A 19,470-nucleotide genomic window follows, 5' to 3' on the forward strand; every position below is an offset into this window, starting at 1 on the left:
TGATCCATGGCTTTCTTTGACCAACTCCAGGCACAGACCGAACCGGACCGGGCGCACGTGACCGGCGCACCGGTGATGGGGGCCATCCAGGAAGGGCGCTTTACCCTGGACAGCTACACGTACTTCCTGAGCCAGGCCTATCACCACGTCAAACACACGGCGCCGTTGATGATGGCCTGTGGCGGTCGTTTGCCGGAGCGTCTGGAACACGTGCGCAAGGCCCTGGTGGAATACATCGAGGAAGAGTACGGCCACCACGAGTGGATCCTGAACGACCTCACCGCCTGCGGCGCCGAGGCTGACGCCGTACGTCACGGCACGCCGGATCTGCCGATCCGTCTGATGGTGTCCTACCTGTATGACCTGATTGCGCGGGGCAACCCGGTTGGTCTGTTCGGCATGGTCCAGGTGCTGGAGGGCACCAGCGTGTCGCTGGCCACGCCGATGGGCCAGCAGATCCAGAAGCACCTGGGGCTGCCCAACCAGGCCTTCAGCTACCTCTATTCCCACGGCAGCCTGGACCAGGACCACTTCGACTTTTTCCGCAACCTGATGGACAGCATCACCGACCCGGCTGATCAGGCGGCGATCGTGGACACCGCCAAGGTGGTGTACCGGTTGTACGGCGACATGCTGCACGCCATTCCGTTGCCCGACCAGGAGGAGAGTCGACTGTATGGAACTGCGTAACCGCGTTTTCCTGCTGCTGGGCGGCAGTGGCGGCATCGGCCAGGCCCTGATCCAGCCGCTGGTGGAAGCCGGCAGCCGGGTCATTGTGGCCAGTCGCCACCCCAAGCCGATGGTCGGTCAGGCCGATGGCGTGGAGCAGGTCAGTCTCGACCTGGCTGCGCCGGACCTGCCCCGGGTGCTGGCGGATCTGTCGAAAGCCTATCCCGACATTGACGGTGTGATTCACTGCGCCGGCCAGAACATCTTCACCGGTATCGAGGACCTGCCGGTGGCGGCGCTGGACAGCCTGCTCAGCGTCAACCTGCGCAGCGCTATCCTGGTGGCTCACCACTTCGTGCCGCGTTTCCGGCGTCAGGGGCGCGGCGCGTTGGTCTTTGTGGGTTCCACCTTCGGCAGCATCGGCTTTCCCGGCTATGGCGTCTACTGCGCCACCAAATTTGGCGTGCGGGGCTTCAGCGAATCCCTGCGTCGGGAACTGGCGGATACCGCGATACAGGTGCTTTACGTTGCGCCCCGGGCGACCCAGACGTCGATGAATCCAACCGCGGTCAACGACCTTAATGCCGCCCTGGGCAACCGGATGGATTCGCCGGAAGCCGTTGCCGGGGAGATCCTGGCCGCCATGAAGAGCGACCAGCAGCGTCGTTACCTGGGCTGGCCGGAAAAGCTGTTCGTTCGTCTCAACGGGATACTGCCACGGCTGGTGGATCGCGCCATGCTCAAACAGTTGCCCATTATCCGTCGTTTCCTGCAATCCGGAGTGTCTTCATGAAAACCCTGATCCATTGGACGGCCGCACTGGCCCTGACGCTGCTGGCCTTTGGCCAGGCCCAGGCCGCGAACCTCGACCAGGACCTGCTGAAAGTCCAGCGTGACTGGGCCCACGTGAATTACGAAGTGAAAGGCGACGATGCCCGCGAGAAAGCCTTCAAGGATCTCGTCCCCGAGGCGGAAGCCTTCGTGAAGGCCTACCCGGACCGGGCTGAGCCGCTGATCTGGCAGGGCATCATTCTCAGCACCTATGCCGGCGCCAAGGGCGGCCTGGGCGCCCTGGGTCTGGTGAAGGACGCCAAAGCGTCCCTGGAAAAGGCGCTGAAGATCGATGAGAACGCGCTCGAGGGATCCGCCCACACCTCCCTTGGCAGCCTCTACTACAAAGTGCCGGGCTGGCCGATTTCCTTCGGCGACGATGAAAAGGCGGAAGAGCACCTGCGAGCGGCCCTGAAGATCAATCCGAACGGGATCGATCCCAACTACTTCTACGGGGATTACCTGGTCGACCAGGACCAGCCCGAACGGGCCAAGGTCTACCTGGAACGCGCCCTCGCCGCGCCGGATCGGCCCGAACGACCGGTCGCCGACGCCGGCCGCCGCCAGGAAATCCAGGCGCTGCTCAAAGATATCCAGTGAGTCTTGCAGCCGGTTGATAGCCGCAACCGGCTGGTCTTCCCTTCGTCGCATAGGGCCTGACTATCGCGGTCTTATGCGATCTTTTTTTGCGCTTCTTTCCCGTGACAAGGATAATTGCCGCCTTTCTCCGGAACACCCTAACGGGGTCCGGCAGGCTGGCCTGGTTTACGCGATCCAGGTCAACGGCGGTGGCCGTCAAAGTAATCCACCTGCGGGCGCCAGCGTAGATAGCGTCAATGTGTGCAGAAATCAGGGCAGAGGCTTTCCCATGTCGCAGCAATTGCAGACCTCATCCTTTCTTGACGGCCAGTCCGTAGCGGTATCCAGCTTGAGCCAGGAAGCGCTGGCGGTGCGATCGGCGTTGGTGGAGCAGGGGCTGGAAACACCGATGGTGGATAACCGCTTGTCCCGTGACCAGAAAGTCGAGCGCATCTCGGACCTGATGGCCCGGGTCGCCGAGACGCTGGGGCTGGACCTGACCGACGACAGTCTGATGGACACGCCGGCGCGCATCGCCCGCATGTACGTGGACGAGATCTTCGCCGGCCTGGATTACAGCCAGTTCCCCAAGATCACCCAGATTGAGAACAAGATGGGTGTGGAAGAGATGGTCAAGGTGCGTGACATCAGCTTGACCAGCACCTGCGAGCACCACTTCGTCACCATCGACGGCCTGGCCCGGGTGGCGTACCTGCCGAAGGACAAGGTGATCGGCCTGTCCAAGATCAACCGCATCGTGCGCTTCTTCGCCCAGCGCCCGCAGGTGCAGGAGCGACTGACCCACCAGATCCTGGTGGCGTTGCAGACCCTGCTGGAAGTGGAGGACGTGGCGGTCCACATCGACGCGACCCACTACTGCGTGAAAGCCCGCGGCGTGCAGGACACCAGCTCCAGTACCGAGACGATGGCGCTGGGCGGGCGCTTCAAGACGGATCCGCAGTATCGTCGCGAGTTTCTGGCCTGACGGTCGTCGCGACACTTCCCCTCTCAATCCCGTATACTGCGCGGCCTGAGAAGATGCCGTGCGGTTGGCGTTTCGATGTAGCCGACGCTTCAGCTTCGGAGGGCCCGCCAGGGCCCCGGGTATATCGGCAGGCCTGCGGCCTGCTCGGAAGCTGAAGCGTCCGCTACATCGGCTCAAGCGAGAATCGAACCCGTTCCCATTGATCCCGCTGTTGCTGCATTTCCGGGTTATCCACCTTTCGCCGTTTAGGGAGTTTTCTGTGGCGCTGCTGGTTTTCGTAACGGTTCTCTGGGCCTTTTCTTTCAGCCTGATCGGTGAGTTCCTGGCCGGTCACGTGGACAGCGATTTTGCGGTGATGAGCCGCGTGGTGCTGGCCGGCCTGGCCTTCCTGCCGTTGACCCGCTGGCGCGGCGTGCGCTGGGAGCTGAAAACCGGGGTGACCGTCGTCGGCGCGCTGCAGTTCGGGATCACTTACCTGTGCCTCTACCGCTCGTTCGCCTACCTGAGCGTGCCGGAAGTGTTGCTGTTCACCATCTTCACGCCGCTTTACGTCACCCTGATCGACGACGCCCTCAACCGGCGCTTCTCGCCCATGGCCCTGGTTGCAGCCGCAATTGCCACCCTCGGGGCGGGCATTATCCGCTACGACGGCTTGAGTGAGGACTTCCTCACCGGCTTCCTGTTGCTGCAGGTGGCCAACGCTACATTCGCAGCGGGGCAGGTGGGTTACAAACACCTGATTCAGCGCTTCCCGACTGACATCCCACTCTACCGTTTCTTTGGCTACTTCTACGCCGGTGCGCTGCTGTTCGCCCTGCCGTCTTTCCTGATCTTCGGTAATCCCGACAAGCTGCCGCACACCGCGTTGCAGTGGGGCATTCTGACCTGGCTCGGGCTGGCCGCCTCCGGTATTGGCCTGTTCCTGTGGAACCGCGGGGCGTGCCTGGTGGACGCCGGCACCCTGGCGATCATGAACAACGCGCTGGTGCCGGCCGGGTTGCTGGTGAACCTGCTGATCTGGAACCGTGATGCCGATCTGGGCCGGTTGCTGGCGGGCGGTGCGGTGATGGCGCTGTCGCTGTGGGTCAATGCGCGGTTTTCGCGGGGGCGGCTGGCTTTGCGTGGGGCGGCGAAGTAGGGTCCTCCGGCAAAACGTTCCCCCCTCTCCGATGCGTCGGACCACCCAGCTCCTGTCCCATCAGAGGGAAGAGGGAGTAGTCGTTTTCAGGGAAGATCCGCATCGCTTTTGAAGTAGCTGCGGTATCTCAAAGGTTCGATGGAAGCGAGTGGGTGCCCTTGCCGAAGGAAGGACAGGGACGTCCTGGTCGGATTAGCGGCCACGGATGGCCGTCTAATCCAGCGAAGGCAAGGGCGCCCACTCGCTTCCCGGCACGAGATTGCAAGCTTGCCCAACTCCCACATCCCCGTATCGTCCAATCCCTTGCCCGTGATGTTTTTGTGATCTTTCCTTTATAGAGTCTTTAGGCCCACGTGATGGGGCTGTGAGTGCTGTCCTCCATTCTGCATCGTGACACCCACGGCATGCGGCCGCGGGCTCGGATGACAAGGAGAATGCACGATGAAAACACTGACCCCGATCGCCTTCGCACTCACCACCGCCCTGTTCGGCCTCGGCGCCGGCCTGGCGCAGGCGGACGACATGATGAAAGGCGACAAGAGCCATGACGATAGGATGCAGGACGACAGCATGCACCATGACGACATGAAGAAAGACAGCATGATGCAGGACGATGGCATGCATCACGACGACATGAAAAAGGATGAGATGATGCAGGACGACATGCATCATGATGATATGAAAAAGGATGACATGATGAAGGACGACATGATGTCCGACGACAAAAAGGACAGCATGTAACCGGCCGGGGGCAGTGCCACCGGCGACGGAACCGGTGGCACGCTCTTCCGGTCCGCCTGCGACAGAGACGTCTCCATGACCCGAACCGTATTGATCATCGAAGACAACCCCGGCATCGGCCAGCTGGTCAAGATGCACATCGAAGACCTGGGCTGTGAAGCCATCCTGATGACCCGGGGCGACGACGGCCTGGCCCATTACCAGGAAGGCGGCATCGACCTGGTGGTCCTCGACCTGATGCTCCCTGGCCTGGACGGCCTGTCCATCTGCCGGGAAATCCGCTCCGGCCCCGGCTATGTGCCCGTGCTGATGCTCACCGCCAAGACCACCGAACTGGACCGGGTACTGGGCCTGGAAATGGGCGCCGACGACTACCTGACCAAACCCTTCAGCGTGGCGGAGCTGGCGGCCCGCATCAAAGCGCTGTTTCGCCGCGTGGACGCCCTGTCTGCTCCCCGCGAACCGGAAGCTACCGGCGGTCGGATCGAAGTGGACGGCCTGACCATCGATCCGGACCGGCGCAAAGTTACCGTGAACGGCGACGAGGTGGACCTGACCGCCCGCGAGTTTGACCTGCTGTTCCACTTCGCGCGCCAGCCCGGTCGCGTGTTCAGCCGCACCCAACTGCTGGATGCCGTCTGGGGCTACAACCACGAAGGCTACGAGCACACCGTCAACACCCACATCAACCGCCTGCGCGGCAAGATCGAGCGCGACCCTTCCGACCCCTATTATGTCCAGACCGTCTGGGGGGTGGGCTATCGTTTCCGGGACTGACCCATGCTGAAATCGTTGTACACCCGCCTCGCCGCGGGTCTGATTGTTCTGCTGATTGCCGTGGGGCTGGTGTACACCGTAGTGAGCACCTTTTCCCTGCGGGAGTACTACGCCTCCGTCAACCAGGAACTGAACCGGGACCTGGCCCGGGATCTGGTATCCGACCGCAACCTGGTGGACGAAGGGCGCATCGATCAGTCGGCTCTGAAAAAGCTGTTCGCCCTCTACATGACGATCAACCCCAGCATCGAGATCTACCTGCTCGATCCCCAGGGCAAGATCCTGTCCTATTCCGCGGACCCGGCCAAAATCAAGCGCAATCGCGTCTCCCTGGGCCCGATCCACAAGCTGCTCGACGACAGGAAAGCGTATCCGGTGCTGGGCGATGATCCCCGCAGCCACGACCGGCAGAAAGTGTTTTCCGTCACCCCGGTGCCCTCAGCCAGCAACCTGCAGGGGTACCTCTACGTGGTCCTGCGCGGCGAGGAATACGACTCGGTGGAAATGATGGCGCGGGAAGGCCACTTCATCAGCATGAGCGCCTGGGCCATGGCGGTCAGTCTGCTGTTCGGGCTGCTGGCCGGGCTCTGGGTGTTCCGTCTGCTGACCCGCCGGCTCACCCGCCTGACCCGACTGGTGGAGCAGTTCGAACAAGCCGACGGCCTGCGTCCGGATCGCCTGCGCTGGGCGGACGAGCGCGGCCGGGGCCATGACGAGATCGACTATCTGGGCATGACGTTCGACCGCATGGCGGATCGCATTGCCTCCCAGATCGAACAGCTCCAGGAAAAGGACGCTTTGCGCCGGCGCCTGATCGCCCAGGTGTCCCACGACCTGCGCACGCCGCTGGCCTCGATGCAAGGTTATGTGGAAAGCCTGCGCATGAAACGCGACAGCCTGTCGCCTGACGAACAGGCCCGTTTCCTGGATATCGCTCTGGAAGAGGGGCGTCGTCTGAGCCATCTGGTGGATGAACTGTTCGAGTTGGCCGCCCTGGAAGCCCGGGAGAAACAGCCCCGGCTTGAACCCTTCGTGCCGGCTGAGCTGATCCACGACGTGGCCCAGAAGCACGGCCATGAGGCCGCCAAGCGGGACATCCGCCTGCAGGTCACCGGCTCCATGACGCTGCCCCGGGTGTTGGGGGATCTGGGCATGACCGAGCGGGTGCTGGATAACCTGATCCGCAACGCCCTCGAATACAGCCCGTCCGGGCGTGAGGTCACGCTCGATCTGGCGGCGGACGACGACTGGCTGACCGTCACCGTGTCCGATGCCGGGCCGGGCATCAGCGAAGCGGATCTGCCCCATGTGTTCGACGCCCTGTATCGCGGCGAGAACCGCGACGAGCCCGGTCATGCCGGCCTGGGCCTGGCCATCGCCAAACGCATCATGGTGCTGCAGGGCGGCCGCATCGACGTGTGCAACCGCGCCGGGGGTGGTGCTGCGTTTACGATTCAGCTGCCTCTGGAATCCGCCGCCCGGGAAACCGAAGCCGTTATGAATTCGTAACATCCGGGAGAAAACCGCGTGAAATTTTCGCGCGAAAGTAGAGTCTCAACCCTTGAGACCCCATGAGGTGAGTAGCATGAAACGGACATTTGTGGCCGCCCTGTTGATCCTGCTGGCCAGTCTGGCCGGGCTGCAGGTCAGCATGGCGGATGATGAAAAGGCGGATGGCGAATACGCGCCGAACGATCCGTCACTGAAAGTGGCGACCTTCGCGGGTGGCTGCTTCTGGTGTGTTGAAGCCGGTTTCGAGAAGATTCCCGGCGTGGTCGAGGCCGTCTCCGGCTATACCGGTGGGGACAAGGAAAATCCCACTTATGAGGAAGTCTCTTCCGGCACCACCGGGCACACGGAATCGGTCCAGGTCTACTACGATCCAAAGAAGATCACGTACGAGGGGCTGCTCCAGGGCTTCTTCCGATTTATGGATCCGACCGACGCCAAAGGCCAGTTTGTCGACCGCGGCAACCAGTACCGTCCGGCGATCTTCTATCACAATGCCGAGCAGAAACGGCTGGCCGAAGCCGCGGTCAAGGCGTTGGACGAGTCCGGCCGCTATGACAAGCCGGTGGTGATCGAAATCACGCCCTTCAGTACCTTCTACGTGGCGGAAAAATACCATCAGGATTACTACAAGAAGAATCCGGTCCGCTACAAGTTCTATACCTTCAACTCCGGCCGTTACCAGTTTATCGACCGGGTCTGGGGCGAGGACCAGAAAGTCGACTGGTCGAAGTACCGCCCGGATAACATGGCGGCCGGCGGTGAAGATCAGGCGAAAGCCGGTGCCGATAGCCTGGGCTTCAAGGAAGCCAGCTTCGTCAAGCCGAGCGACAAGAAGTTGAAGTCGACGCTGACGCCCATGCAGTACAAGGTGACCCAGGAGGACGGCACCGAACCGGCGTTCGATAACGCCTACTGGGACAACAAGAAAGAAGGAATCTATGTGGATGTGGTCTCCGGCGAGCCCCTGTTCTCCTCGGCGGACAAGTACAAATCTGGCACGGGCTGGCCGAGTTTCACCCAGCCGATCGAGCCCAACGCCGTGGTGGAAAAAGAGGACAAGTCCTTCTTCATGACCCGCACTGAAATCCGCAGCCGTGTGGCGGACTCCCATCTGGGGCACGTCTTCAAGGATGGCCCGCAACCCACCGGACTGCGTTACTGCATGAACTCGGCGGCCCTGCGATTCATTCCCAAGGATCAGATGGCGGCGGCCGGCTACGGCGAGTATCTCGACAAGGTGGGCCCGCCCCACGGCAAGATGTAGTCGCTCCCTGATCAATCCGTTCGCGAATGGGTGGGTTTCCACCCATTCGCTTCCCCCCACTCAGGCACCTCCTGTTCGCTCGCTTTCCGGAACGCTCGACTTTTCCATGGCACCAAAGAATGGGTGGATGTTCGCCCATCAATTCCAAGTAATGGGTGAATGTTTACCCATTTCAGCCGGTTGCGCGTGTCCGTTTGTTGCTGAATGAATCCATCACGTAACGCAACGGTTGCCCGGGGCGGTTAAAGCCGCTGTTCCTGTGACTGGTCTCACAATTGCTACCGATTAGAAGCCTTTTGGCAGTCCCGATAAAAAGAAACAAGACTCAGGAGCAAATTGATGACACGGATTTTCCCCCGGATAGCGCTGGCGATTCTGCTGGCGCTGCCTCTCGCCCTGTCGGCTGAACCCCGCACGCTCGTCTTTTCCCACGTCGTGAGCCCGGATACCCCCAAGGGCAAGATGGCGGAGATGTTCAAGAAGATTGTCGAGCGCAAGATGGGCGATCGGTTTCGCATCGAGATCCACCCCAACGGCACCCTGATGGACGACAACGAGGCGGTCAGTGCGATTGCCGACGGTCGCATCCAGTTTGCGGCGCCGTCGGTCTCCAAGTTCGATGCCTACACCCAGAAACTGAAAGTCTTCGATCTCCCGTTCCTGTTCCCCAATATGGACGCGGTCGAGCAATTCCAGCAGAGCGCCACCGGCCAAGCCCTGCTGACCAGCATGACGCAGGAAGGCATTGTCGGTCTGGGCTATCTGCATAACGGGCTCAAGCAGCTGTCCGCCAACAAGCCGTTCCGTGAGCCGGGCGACCTGGCGGGCCTGCGCTTTCGCATCATGAATTCCGACGTGCTGAAAAAACAGTTCGAAACCATCAATGCCATACCGGTCCCGATGGCGTTCTCCGACGTGTATCAGGCGCTGGCGGATGACCGGATCCAGGGGCAGGAAAACACTTGGTCCAATATCTACTCGAAACGCTTTTACGAGTACCAGCCCTACATCATGGAATCCAACCACGGTGTGCTGGATTACATGGTGATCACCAACGCGACCTTCTGGCAGAGCCTGACCGACGACGAGCGTCGCCACTTCAGTTATGCCATGAGCAACGCGCTGGGCTACGGCAATGCGGTGGCCAAGGCCAAGAGCATGAACGATCGTGAAGCGCTGAAGAATGCCCGTGGCGTCACCCTGGTGAAGCCAACACCCCAGGAACTGTCCGACTGGCAGGCGGCGATGAAGCCGTTGTGGCAGGAGTATGCGTCTGCGGTGGGAGAGAAAACATTGCAGGCAGCGGAACAGGCGGCTGCGCGTACCAACTGATCAACCTTGGCCGGCCCGTGGGGCCGGCCGCCATCCTGCCTATTGTACGCTGAACTGCGCCACCTGACGGCGCAGGTTCTCGCCCAACTGCGCCAGCTCCGTCGAGGACGACGCCACCTGGGTGGCCGCCGTGGCGGACTGGTCGCTGATGTCCCGGATGCTCGTGACGTTGTGGTTGATGTCCTCGGCCACCGACGACTGTTCTTCCGCCGCCGTGGCGATCTGACTGTTGAGCTGGCGGATCTGTTCCACCGCGCTGGCAATCGCTTCAATGGTCTGGCCGGTGGTGCGTGCGCTGTCCAGGGTCTGCCCGGCCAGGCGGGTGCCGGATTCCATGGCCGTCACGGAACTCTCCGCGCTGCTGACCAGATTGGTGATCAGCGTCTCGATCTCCGTCGCCGAGCTCTGCGTGCGCTGGGCCAGGGAGCGTACTTCGTCCGCGACCACCGCAAAGCCGCGCCCCTGTTCGCCGGCACGGGCCGCCTCGATGGCTGCGTTCAGCGCCAGCAGATTGGTCTGTTCCGCCACCGACTTGATGACGTCGAGCACGGTACCGATGTTCTGGGTGTCCGCCTGCAGGCCATTGAGCTTCTGCATGACGTTCTCAACCAGTGTGTTCAGTTCGCTGACGTAAGCCAGGGTTTCGCCCACGGCGGTTTCCCCGTCGGCGGCGGTCTGGCTGGCCTGGTTGGCGGCGGAGAAGGCTTCCTCCGCGCTGCGCGCCACTTCGCTGACGGTGGCCACCATTTCATTCATGGCGGTGGCTACCTGGTCGGTCTGATCGCGCTGCTGGGTCATACCCAGGCTGGTCTGTTCGGTGACCGTGGACAGTTCGCCTGTTGAAGCGGCGATGTCGTTGGAGCCCTGGTCAATGCCTTGTACCAACGCGCGCAGGTTCGTGACCATGCCGCCCAGGGCGCTGAGCAGTTGTCCCAGCTCGTCCTTGCGGTTGCTGCTGACCTGCTGGCGCAGATCGCCGGACGCCACCTTGGACGCCACATCCACCGCTTCCCGAATCGGACGCACGATGGAGCGACCGAGCACCCAGGCCAGCCCGATGCCCATCAGGATCACGATCACCATGGTCACCGCAATCATGACGATGGCCGACTGGTGATCGCTCTTCATCTTCGCCAGTTGGTCCTGCTTCATGTCGTTGGTTGCCTGCAGGATGGAACGCGCCGTATCGATCATGTCCTGCTCGAGCGTGTGGGTCTTCCGAACCTGGTCGACGGCACTGTGGAAACTGTCGCTGTAGGCCTGGAACAGGCCGCTGACTTCCTCTTTGACGGATTTGTCGACAAAGGAGGATTTGACGGACTTCAGGGCCCGGTTGTTCGCATCGTCAAACGCCTTGATGGCCTTGTCGTCGCCCTCGATCAGGAAATTGCGCTCACTGCGGCGCATCTGCTTGAGGGCGGCACTGGCGACGTAGAGCTGATCTTCGGTACTCAGGCGGCTCTCGGTTTTGCGGGCATCGACTTCAAGTTTCTTGACGGTCTCGTCGCGCGACTTCTGGGTAGTCGCAACCTCGGCCAATAGATCGCCGTAGTGGGCAGAGCCGTCAATGACCGTGGCGAGTCGGGCCTGGTCGGTGCTGTTGCTCACCTGATGACTCAGGGATTCGGCCATCTGGCCGGCCGCGGCGCTTTGCTTTCGGGCTTTGGCCAGGTCGTCGTCGGCGGCTTCCATCAGGAAGGATTTCTCCGCCAGACGGGCTTGCAACAGGTTGGTTTCCATGGCGCCGACCAGGCCCACCACATCACCGCGATCGGCGTAGTTGTCCAGGGCGGTGAGGCCGATTGAGCCGGTAATAACCGAGAGGATGATCAGGATCGCAAAGCCGATACCGAGTTTGCGTCCAATCGAGAGGGACGTGAAAAACTGGGGCAGTCGCATGATGAACTTCCTGGAATGGGGCGTCATCGAGCGTGGGGCTGCTCTGAAGCGCTAGCGTTTTTGGTTATAGGTCGTTTTGTTCATAGTGTGATCGGAGTATCACTATTTAAGTTTGAAAATTGAACTCGATCAATGAGTCAAGCGTTACAGAATGCTACCGCATGATGGCCGGGTGAGCCGCTGTGAGGGGAATCACAGCGGCCTGGCGGAGTGCGGTCAGAAGAAGAGTTCCGGCAGATAGGTGGCAATGTCCGGGAACACCATGATCACGGCCATGCCCAGCACCTGGACCAGCACGAACGGAATGATCGACTTGTAGATGTCCTGCATGGTGATGCTCGGCGGCACCACGCCTTTCAGGTAGAACAGGTTGAAGCCGAACGGCGGTGTCATGTAGCCGATTTCCATGTTGATCACGAACAGGATGCCGAACCAGATCGGATCGAAGCCCAGCCCCTCCACGATGGGCATGAACACCGGCAACGTGATCAGCATGATGCCCACCGGATCCAGCACCATGGCCAGCAGGAAGACAATCAGCATCATCGACAGGATGACGCCCCAGGGACCGCCCGGGATCATTTCCATCAGGCCTTCGATCAGCTCCTGCGCGCCCATGCTCTGGTAGGCGGCACTGAACGCGTGGGCCGCGAACAGGATCCACATGATCATGCCGGTCAGCTTGAACGTGCGAATCGCCGCCTCGTGCATGAGTGACCAGGTGAACTTGCGGTAGACCATAGCGGAGATCAGCGCGCCCAGCACGCCCACAGCAGCGGCCTCCGTTGGCGTGGTGATCCCGCCGATGATGGAGCCGAGCACCATCACCACAATGGCGATCGGCAGGATGACCGCCCGCAGGGCGCGGAACTTCTCACCCCAACTGGCCCGCTCTTCCGGCGGCAGGGCCGGGGCCAGGTGCGGCTGCAGGTAGCAGCGGATGATGATGTACGCCGTCGTCAGCACCATCAGCAGGATGCCGGGCAGAATACCGGCCGCAAACATCTTGCCCACGGACACGCCGGTAATCAGCGAATACAGGATCATCAGAATGCTGGGTGGAATCAGGATGCCCCAACCGCCGCCGGTATTGATGCAGCCCAGCGCCATGTTCTTGTCGTAGCCCCGTTCCAGCATTGATGGCAGCGCGATGGTGCCCATGGCCACCACGGCCGCGCCACTGATGCCACACATGGCGGCAAACAGCGCACAGATCCCCAGCGTACCGATGGCCAGGCCACCGCGAACGCCGCCCCACCACAGGTGCATCATGCGGTAGAGGTCATTGGCGACGCCGGTGCGTTCCAGGATCATCGCCATGAAGACGAACAGGGGAATCGCCACCAGGGTGAAACTCTCCATGGTGCTCCAGATCTGCGAAGCCACCATAAAGAAGGAGTCGAAACCCCAGGTGAAATAGAGGAAGACGACGGACACGCCGCCCAGGACAAAGGTCAGCGGCAGGCCGAGGACCAGGAAGAACAGCAGCGCGCCGAAAAACAGCAGGGTCAGGACTTCAATGCTCACAACACGTCTCCCTGCTCGTCATCGGTCTCGGAAGGTTTGTAGTAATCCAGGTCCAGGGCAATGGCGATGTCCTGCAGCAGCTTGACCACGCCCTGCAGGATCAGCAGGCCAGTGCCCAGGGGAATCGCCACCTTCACCGGCCAGATCGGCGGGTTCCAGGCGGAATAGGTGGTTTCGAAACTGGCCACGGATTCACTGGCCATGTCGTAACCGAAGTAGAACAGCGCCAGCGTAAACGCGAAAAACATGGTGGACGTGAAGATGTCGAGCCCGGCCTGGACCCGCGGGCCCAGATGGGAATAGAGGAGATCGACATTCACGTGCCCCCGGTGGGCCATGATGTAGCCGCCGGACATAACGGCGTAGACACCAAACAGCATCTGGGTCAGTTCGTTGGTCCAGACGGTGGGTGAGCCGAGCAGGTAGCGGAAGCCGACCTCAAGGAGCAGGAAGGCAAACATGGCAAAGACGAGCAGGGAAACCCAGCGCCCAATGAAATCATTGAGACGGGTGACCCCATTCATGAATGCGGTCAGCGCACGCATGGTGTCCTCCGGGGGAATATCGGGTCTTCAGGAACGGGAAAAACCGGCGAGCGGGGCCCGCCGGTCTGTGTTGACGGGTGTTACAGGTAACCCAGCTGACGCAGGTAATCTTTCAGCATAGCCAGTGCTTTCTTGGAGCGCTCGCTACGCTCGCCTTCCTCGTCCCACATTTTCTGGGCGACCTGGGTCAGGCGCTTCTGGACGTCGTCCGGCAGGGTGTTGACCTGGACACCTTCTTCTTTCTCGGCCTTGGCCAGGGCCAGCTGCTCTTTGTACTGGTACTCGTTGGTGCGGAACCAGAACTCTTCTTCCAGCGCCTGCTTCACAACGTTCTGCAAGTCCTCAGGCAGCTTGTCCAGAGCCTTCTGGCTGACGATGATGACGTCGGTACCGGCGATGTTCAGGGCCGGTTTTACGTGGTACTTGGCTACTTCATACAGACCCATGGAGTACGCACCCTGGGCCGCGCCCCAGTGAGCACCGTCGACCACGCCACTGTCCAGGGCCGGGTAGAGTTCGCTGCCCGGAATATAGGACGCGGCGGCACCGGCTTCGGTCAGGAATTTCTGCAGGGCACCGGAGGAGCGCAGCTTCAGGGACGTGAAGTCATCCCAGCTCTTGATCGGCTTCTTGACCACCATCTCGGTCGGGTAGACTTTGTCGGTGGCCCAGTAAACGCCGTATTGAGCGGCTTCGTCACGCAGCATCTGCTCGAAGCCGAGGCCCTTGTGGAAGTAGGCCGCTTCCCACACATGGCGGAAGGCAAACGGCAGACCGGAGGCGATGCCAGCCAGGGTCATCTTGTCCTGGGCGTAGGACGGGGAAATGGTGCCCATTTCCAGGATGCCGCGGCTGACCGCGTCGAAAGTCTGCTTGGCCTTGAACAGCGCGCCGGCTTCGTAAAGCTTGAGCTCCAGGCGGCCGTCGCTGCGCTCTTCGATGACACGCTTGATGCGCTCCAGGCTGTCGGTGTAGGAACTGCTGGAACCCGGCCAGTGAGACTGTACCTTCCAGGTGATGGTGTCGGCAGCAGCTGCGCTGCCACTGAACAACACGCCCAGGCTCAGGGTGGCCGCTGACGCGAACACCGTCAGTTGCTTGCGGAACAGGGTTAGCGATGGCATGACGTGACCTCTTTGTTGTTGTGTCATTCGTTATGTTTCGCTCTGCGGTACTTGTGACTGCAGAATGAATCTTTGTTTTCCGAATTTATCATACGCATCGCGTTTTGCAATAGGACGCGGGTGGAATCTTCCCGCGTCCCGGGCGCCCGACTTACAGCCGGGGGAAAGGGAGGCCGTCCGGGTGCAGGTGCCGGGCCAGGAGCTGCCCGATCCGCAGCAGGTTGCGATCGCTGTAGGCCGGACCGATCAGCTGCACGGCCAGCGGCAGTCCTTCGTCAGAATAGCCCACGGGCAGGCTCAGGGCGGGCAGCCCGGAAATCGCCGCAATGCCGGCCCACACGGTCACGTCCATGTAGGGCTGGGGCTGGCCGTTGATGGTCAGGGTGCGCTCGGTGGCGGCGGTTTCCTGATCGTGTGGGAAGGCCAGTGTGTTGACGACCGGACACAACACCACGTCAAAACGCTCGAAGAACTGCCCCCAGCGGTGTTGCAGTTGGGCCCGCTGTTCGTCGCCGGCCATCCAGTCGGCATGGGACTGCAGGGCGCCGCGGGCAAAGCGGCTGCGGTAGTCGTCGGCGTTCGGGTCTTCGGTGAGCGGCTTCAGCTTCTCCCGGATTTTCGGGGTCAGTCCCGCGCCCATGGCGGCGGCGAGCAGGTTGTAATACAGGTCGTGGTTGGCTTTCAGGGTCAGTTGATCCGGCCGGGCCGCTTCATTCACCCGCGCCCCTTCGGCGCGCAGCACGTCCACGCAGCTCTGCAGGCCGTCCCGCACCGCTTGATCGACCGGGCAGAACACATCATCCAGCCAGGCGGCCACGCGCAGATTGCCCAGCGTGGCCGTCGTCGGTTCGGGCAGTTCGATGCGCCAGGCCGGCGCGTCCGCCTCGTCCGGCCCGGCCAATAACGCCAGTGCCTGGTCCAGATCTTCCAGATGGCGCCCCATGGGGCCGGCAACTGCAATATCGCGCTTGCCCCGGCTGCCCGGCGTGCCCGGGACGTGGCCGCGGGTGGGCACGATGCCGTAAGTGGTTTTCAGGCCGTAGATGCCACAGAACGCCGAGGGCGTGCGGATCGAGCCGCCAATGTCACTGCCCAGCTCCAGCGGGGTCAGGCCGGCGGCCAGAGCCGCCGCGGCGCCGCCGGAGGAGCCCCCGGGTGTACGCGAGGTGTCCCATGGATTGTTGCTGGTGCCATAGATGCTGTTGAAGCTCTGCAGGTCGCCGGCCAGTTCCGGCACGTTGGTCTTGCCCAGGATAATGGCGCCGGCGGCCTGTAGCCGCTGCACGGCCGGCGCGGTGCGGGTTGAGACGTGGTCACGCAGCTTCTCGAAGCCCGCTGTGGTGGGCCAGCCTTCGATCTCGAAGGTTTCCTTGATGGTCATGGGCACGCCGTGCAGCGACCCCCAGTCCTCGCCCCGCTCCGCCGCGGCATCGGCGGCTTCCGCCTGCCGGCGTGCGTCGTCGGCGCGCAGCACCACGATGGCGTTGAGATCCGGGTTGATGTGTTCAATGCGATCCAGGAAGTGCTCCAGAACCGCCACGGCGGTGAACGTACGGCTGCGAATGCCGTCCGCCAGGGCAAAACTGCTCATCTCATGGAATGGGGGCATGGGGTTGGCTCCTTGTTGTTGTCGCTCACAAACATAGAATAAATGGCATTTTTGTGAAACAGTATTTCGCAAAATGAATGCGCCATGCCCCAACAATGAGGAGAATCGGCATGATCGAGGTGACCCGCGAACCCGGCATCGTCCGGCTGACCATCCGCCGTCCGGAAAAAAAGAACGCCCTGACCCGCGCCATGTACGACTCGTTGTCCGAGGCGGTCGATACAGCCGCCGCAGACGAGAGTATTCACGCCATCGTGCTGGCCGGCTGTGACGGTCTGTTCACTGCCGGTAACGACCTTGACGATTTTCGCGCCCGGGCGACCGACCCGGACCCGAAGCCTTCCGCGGGCCTGGCCTTCATCGAGCGACTGATGCGGTGCGATACACCGGTGATTGCCGCCGTTGAAGGCATCGCGATTGGCATCGGCACCACGCTGCTGTTCCATTGCGACATGGTAATTGCGGCCGCCTCCGCCCGCTTCCGGACGCCGTTCGTGGATCTGGGGCTATCGCCGGAAGCCGCTTCCACGGTGATGGGGCCACTGCGGATGGGATTCCGTCGGGCGACCGACCTGCTGGTGCTCGGCGAGACGCTGGACGGGAAGGCGGCGGTCGAGGCCGGTCTGGCCACCAGTTGCGTGCCGGATGGTGAGGCGGAAACCGTGGCGCTGAACCGGGCCCGGAAGCTGGTCGAACAGCCCCGTGACGCTTTGCGGGCCAGCAAACGACTGATGCGCGCTCCCTGGGAAGAGCAGGCGTTTGCCGCACTGGAACGCGAGCGCGATGTGTTTGCCGAGCGGTTGCAGTCCGACGAATGCCGGGCCGTGCTGGACCGGATGGGGAAGCGGTAACCCCTCCGATGTTTTTTGAAATGTAGCCGACGCTTTAGCTTCGGAGGGCCTGTCAGGGCCCTGGCCTTCTCCACTTATGCCTGATCGAAACCAATGGATGCCATCGCAGAATGCATTCAAAACACATCGGGAGTCTGAAACCAATGGGTGCCATCGCTTCCGTCGCCTAAGAGGGCCGTCCATGGCCGCTTATGCGACGAGGACATCCTGTCCTCTGCTCCAGCGATGGCACCCATTGGTTTCGATCAGGCTTTCTTGCCATACCTTCATCCGATTTTTGGGATGCCTATGCTTTGAATAGGGATGAGGTCAGCGATGAGCCTGTAGCCGACGCTTTAGCTTCGGAGGGCCCGTCAGGGCCCTTTTGTTGACGTTAAGTCTGGGGGATAAAGGCCGCCCGTTGGGCGGCTCAGAAGCTGAAGCATCTGCTACAGGTGTGTGGGGGATCACTGCTCCCAGTACGGCGCCCGCAACTCCCGCTTGAGCACCTTTCCGATGGTGCTGCGTGGGAGTTCGTCGCGGAACTCGATGCCGGTGAGCCTTTGGCTTTTGCCCAGCTTGCCGTTGGCCCATTCCAAAAGCTCGCTTTCCGTCAGACTCTCGCCCACCTTGCGCACCACCAGTCCCAGTGGCGTTTCGCCCCAGTGCTCACTGGGGATGCCGATGACCGCGGCATCCGCCACGGCGGGGTGTTCCAGCAGCACCTTCTCCAGATCCACTGCATAGATGTTGAAGCCGCCGGAGATGATCATGTCCTTGCGGCGGTCGAGGATATAAAGGAAGCCGTCGGCATCGAGCCGGCCCATGTCGCCGCTGCGGTAGAAACTCAGACCCTCCGGACTGGTCCAGAGCATGGCGTCGGTCTGTTCCTGGCGATGGTAGTAGCCGCGCATCATCGCGCCGGCCCGGCCCACGATTTCACCGATTTCACCTTGTGGTAGCTCATGACCGTCTTCGTCGATGATCCGCACTTCGGCACCCTCGGTGGGCTGGCCCACGGAATCCCACTTATCCGGGAATGCACCGCAGTCGAGGCTGGTGGAGATGCCACCCTCGGTCAGCCCATAGACTTCACGGATATTGCCCGGCCAGCGTTTCATGGCCTGTCCGATAACGTCGGCACGTAACGGTGCGCTGGTGGACAGCTTCAGCTGGAAGCTGGACAGGTCGAAGCGGTCGAAGTCCGGCTCCGCCAGGATTCGCTGATACTGCACCGGCACCAGCATGGCGTGGGTCACCCGGTGCTGCTCCGCCAGTTCCAGGAACCGGTGGGCGTTGAATTTGCCCATCAGCACCAGCGTGCCCCCGTGGAACAGGGTGGGCAGGGCGGAGACCAGCGTGGTGTTGGAATACAGCGGGGTGGACACCAGGTTGATGGCCTCGCTGTTCAGCCCGTAGCTTCCCATGCGCCGCACCTGACGGTAGCGGAACCGATGGTCATGGAGGATGCCTTTGGGTGTGCCGGTGGTGCCGGAGCTGTAGATGATGTTGAACGGATCATCCAGCGACAGCGGGGCCGGGTTGGCGGTGTCGTCAATGTCGCCCAGCCAGCTGTCGAGCGTTACAGCACTGTCAGACGGTGCGTAGTCGATGCCAATCCGCAGGTCGGCCGTGACGTTTGCGAGCTGATCGCGAATCTCGTCATATAAAGACGCGTTCTTCTTTGAAACGAACAGGAAGCGGGCGTCGCAGTCGTTCACCATCAGTGCCAGCGTTTCGCCGCTCGCCATGCCCGACAGCGGCACCATGCAGCCACCTGCGGTCAGCACACCCAGATACAGCATCATGTAGTCGGCGCTGTTCTCCGACAGGCCCGCGACTGTGTCGCCGGTTTTCAGCCCGGACGCGCGCAGCCGGTTGGCCATGCGGTTCACGCGGGACACCAGGCCGGCCCAGTCGGTGTCGCCTTTCTCGTCAATCAGGGCGATTTTGTCGGGTTGGGTGCGGGCGAAGGTCTGGATCTGTTCCCCGATAGGCAGGAGGGTTTCATCGGCAACCAGCGGGGCGTGTTGGGGCATGCTTTTCACATAGTCGTTCATTTTGACACTCATGATGATTGTTGTGTTTTAACTAGTGAAATTAACTTC

At 61.8% G+C, this 19,470-nt stretch carries 17 protein-coding genes; 11 read left to right on the forward strand and 6 right to left on the reverse strand.

Annotated elements, in window-relative coordinates; all coding sequences use genetic code 11:
* Window positions 1-6: 6 nt before the first annotated feature.
* The 10 genes from JL474_RS18295 to JL474_RS18340 all read left to right on the forward strand — a co-directional run bounded on the left by JL474_RS18295 (window position 7) and on the right by JL474_RS18340 (window position 9,828).
* Complete coding sequence (locus JL474_RS18295) at window positions 7-690, forward strand: TenA family transcriptional regulator (protein WP_203143202.1); 684 nt, start codon at window positions 7-9, stop codon at window positions 688-690.
* Complete coding sequence (locus JL474_RS18300) at window positions 677-1,462, forward strand: SDR family oxidoreductase (RefSeq protein ID WP_203143203.1); 786 nt, start codon at window positions 677-679, stop codon at window positions 1,460-1,462. Before JL474_RS18295 ends, JL474_RS18300 begins: the two co-directional genes overlap by 14 nt.
* Window positions 1,459-2,100, forward strand: coding sequence for a tetratricopeptide repeat protein (locus tag JL474_RS18305; RefSeq protein ID WP_223807982.1), 642 nt, complete (start codon window positions 1,459-1,461; stop codon window positions 2,098-2,100). The genes JL474_RS18300 and JL474_RS18305 overlap by 4 nt, the downstream gene beginning before the upstream one ends.
* A gap of 268 nt (window positions 2,101-2,368) precedes the next feature.
* Entirely contained in the window at window positions 2,369-3,064 is a 696-nt protein-coding gene (gene folE, locus JL474_RS18310; protein WP_131483042.1) for a GTP cyclohydrolase I FolE, read from the forward strand.
* Between the two features lie 259 nt (window positions 3,065-3,323).
* Entirely contained in the window at window positions 3,324-4,202 is an 879-nt protein-coding gene (locus tag JL474_RS18315) for a carboxylate/amino acid/amine transporter (RefSeq protein WP_203143204.1), read from the forward strand.
* A gap of 441 nt (window positions 4,203-4,643) precedes the next feature.
* Complete coding sequence (locus tag JL474_RS18320) at window positions 4,644-4,943, forward strand: hypothetical protein (RefSeq protein WP_123635600.1); 300 nt, start codon at window positions 4,644-4,646, stop codon at window positions 4,941-4,943.
* Window positions 4,944-5,018: 75 nt separating this feature from the next.
* Complete coding sequence (locus JL474_RS18325; protein ID WP_203143205.1) at window positions 5,019-5,720, forward strand: response regulator transcription factor; 702 nt, start codon at window positions 5,019-5,021, stop codon at window positions 5,718-5,720.
* Window positions 5,721-5,723: 3 nt separating this feature from the next.
* On the forward strand, window positions 5,724-7,229 hold the full coding sequence (locus JL474_RS18330; protein ID WP_203143206.1) for a sensor histidine kinase: 1,506 nt from the start codon (window positions 5,724-5,726) through the stop codon (window positions 7,227-7,229).
* A gap of 76 nt (window positions 7,230-7,305) precedes the next feature.
* The gene (gene msrB / locus JL474_RS18335; RefSeq protein WP_203143207.1) at window positions 7,306-8,496 is read left to right on the forward strand and encodes a peptide-methionine (R)-S-oxide reductase MsrB; all 1,191 of its coding nucleotides are present in this window, start codon (window positions 7,306-7,308) and stop codon (window positions 8,494-8,496) included.
* Window positions 8,497-8,835: 339 nt separating this feature from the next.
* Window positions 8,836-9,828: a DctP family TRAP transporter solute-binding subunit gene (locus JL474_RS18340; protein WP_203143208.1), complete on the forward strand. Its 993-nt coding sequence runs from the start codon at window positions 8,836-8,838 to the stop codon at window positions 9,826-9,828.
* A gap of 39 nt (window positions 9,829-9,867) precedes the next feature.
* Here JL474_RS18340 and JL474_RS18345 read toward each other — a convergent pair whose 3' ends face one another.
* The 5 genes from JL474_RS18345 to JL474_RS18365 all read right to left on the reverse strand — a co-directional run bounded on the left by JL474_RS18345 (window position 9,868) and on the right by JL474_RS18365 (window position 16,532).
* Window positions 9,868-11,727: a methyl-accepting chemotaxis protein gene (locus tag JL474_RS18345; protein WP_203143209.1), complete on the reverse strand. Its 1,860-nt coding sequence runs from the start codon at window positions 11,725-11,727 to the stop codon at window positions 9,868-9,870.
* Between the two features lie 216 nt (window positions 11,728-11,943).
* On the reverse strand, window positions 11,944-13,254 hold the full coding sequence (locus JL474_RS18350) for a TRAP transporter large permease (protein WP_203143210.1): 1,311 nt from the start codon (window positions 13,252-13,254) through the stop codon (window positions 11,944-11,946).
* On the reverse strand, window positions 13,251-13,799 hold the full coding sequence (locus JL474_RS18355) for a TRAP transporter small permease subunit (protein WP_123635593.1): 549 nt from the start codon (window positions 13,797-13,799) through the stop codon (window positions 13,251-13,253). Before JL474_RS18355 ends, JL474_RS18350 begins: the two co-directional genes overlap by 4 nt.
* 80 nt (window positions 13,800-13,879) lie before the next feature.
* Window positions 13,880-14,923: a TRAP transporter substrate-binding protein DctP gene (gene dctP / locus JL474_RS18360; RefSeq protein ID WP_131483033.1), complete on the reverse strand. Its 1,044-nt coding sequence runs from the start codon at window positions 14,921-14,923 to the stop codon at window positions 13,880-13,882.
* Window positions 14,924-15,074: 151 nt separating this feature from the next.
* Window positions 15,075-16,532 (reverse strand): amidase, encoded by a 1,458-nt coding sequence (locus JL474_RS18365; protein ID WP_203143211.1) that lies wholly within the window; start codon window positions 16,530-16,532, stop codon window positions 15,075-15,077.
* Between the two features lie 110 nt (window positions 16,533-16,642).
* On the opposite strand from JL474_RS18365, the gene JL474_RS18370 reads away from it, so the two are divergent.
* Entirely contained in the window at window positions 16,643-17,383 is a 741-nt protein-coding gene (locus JL474_RS18370; RefSeq protein WP_203143212.1) for an enoyl-CoA hydratase/isomerase family protein, read from the forward strand.
* A 446-nt stretch (window positions 17,384-17,829) separates the two neighbouring features.
* Here JL474_RS18370 and JL474_RS18375 read toward each other — a convergent pair whose 3' ends face one another.
* Complete coding sequence (locus JL474_RS18375) at window positions 17,830-19,422, reverse strand: class I adenylate-forming enzyme family protein (protein WP_203143213.1); 1,593 nt, start codon at window positions 19,420-19,422, stop codon at window positions 17,830-17,832.
* Between the last annotated feature and the right edge of the window lie 48 nt (window positions 19,423-19,470).

Origin of the sequence: Marinobacter mangrovi (assembly GCF_016798325.1) — a bacterium.
In the GTDB taxonomy this organism is placed as follows: Bacteria; Pseudomonadota; Gammaproteobacteria; order Pseudomonadales; family Oleiphilaceae; genus Marinobacter_A; species Marinobacter_A mangrovi.